Source organism: Vogesella facilis (assembly GCF_042648525.1).
In the GTDB taxonomy this organism is placed as follows: domain Bacteria; phylum Pseudomonadota; class Gammaproteobacteria; order Burkholderiales; family Chromobacteriaceae; genus Vogesella; species Vogesella facilis.
The window spans coordinates 1-1,232 of sequence record NZ_JBHRXN010000024.1 but is presented as its reverse complement, the minus strand read 5'-3'; the positions used below and the strand labels follow the sequence as shown (position 1 = coordinate 1,232).

At 58.4% G+C, this 1,232-nt stretch carries 1 protein-coding gene; it reads right to left on the bottom strand.

Annotated features, from left to right (window positions below; genetic code table 11):
- Positions 1-18 precede the first annotated feature (18 nt).
- Positions 19-1,169, bottom strand: a protein-coding gene (locus tag ACFOLG_RS08990) for an IS3 family transposase (protein WP_386090966.1) whose coding sequence is annotated in 2 segments (ribosomal slippage) — positions 19-926 and positions 926-1,169 — 1,152 coding nt in all. Because the reading frame shifts where the segments join, the coding sequence is not laid out codon by codon here.
- Between the last annotated feature and the right edge of the window lie 63 nt (positions 1,170-1,232).

Genomic DNA, 1,232 nt, shown 5'->3' with positions numbered 1-1,232 from the left:
TGAATCGCCCCAGCTTCTCTAGACACTCTTGAGCCGTTGGAAATATTGCTTCTCAAACTCTACCGGCGATAGCCCGTTTGCGGAACCATGCCGACGTTTCGGGTTGTAGAACATCTCGATGTAATCGAAGATATCCCGCCGAGCTTCTTCTCTGTCGTGATAGGTTTTTCGCTTGATGCGCTCCCGCTTCAGCAACTGGAAGAAACTCTCCGCCACGGCATTGTCGTGGCAGTTCCCGCGCCGACTCATGCTCGGCACCAAGCGATGGGCCTTCAAGAAGTCCTGCCAGTCGTAACTACTGAACTGACTCCCCTGGTCGGAATGCACCAGCACCTCCTGCTTGGGTTGACGCCGCCATACCGCCATCAACAGGGCATTCAGCACCAGCTCTCTATCGATACGTGACTGCATCGACCAGCCAATGACTTGCCGCGAGAACAGGTCGAGCACCACCGCCAGGTACAGCCATCCCTCATGCGTGCGGATATATGTGATGTCGGTCACCCAGGCTTTATTCGGTGCATCCACGGTGAACTGGCGCTGCAGGTGGTTCGGCGCCACCACCGCCGGGCGGCCACTGTAATGCCCTGGGCGTCGGTGGTAGCCCGTCTGCGAACGCAGCCCCTCCTGCTTCATCAGCCGTGCCACACGATGTTTGCCGCAGTTCTCCCCTTGCGCCTGCAGGTCGTCATACACCTTGCGGTAGCCATAGACACCGCCACTCTCTAGCCAGGCCTGTTTGATTTGCCCCAGCAAGCGTTGGTCTTCGCGGGCACGGGGTGAATGCGGGGACGCTTTCCAGGCGTAGTAGCCACTGGGGTGCACCGACATGACACGACACAGTCGTCGGACTGGAAACTGCTGCTCGTGGGCCCGGATGAAGGCATACCTTACCCGGACTCCTTGGCAAAGTATGCGGCGGCCTTTTTTAGGATGTCGCGTTCCTCGGTCACCCGTTTCAGCTCTGCCTTGAGATGGCGGATTTCGGCTTGCTGGTCAGCTGATTCGGCCGGTTTGGCCCGCGTGGGGTCGTAGCGTTTCAGCCATTGATACAGACTGTGGGCAGATACGCCGAGACGGCTGGCTACTTCGGCGACGGGATAGCCGCGTTCAGTGACCTGTTTGACGGCTTCAATCTTGAACTCTTCGGGGAAACGCTGCCTGCTCATGACACCTCCTTGTAGGGCCTAGTGTGAGGCTCTTGAGGTGTCTAGGAAAGGAGGGGCGATTCA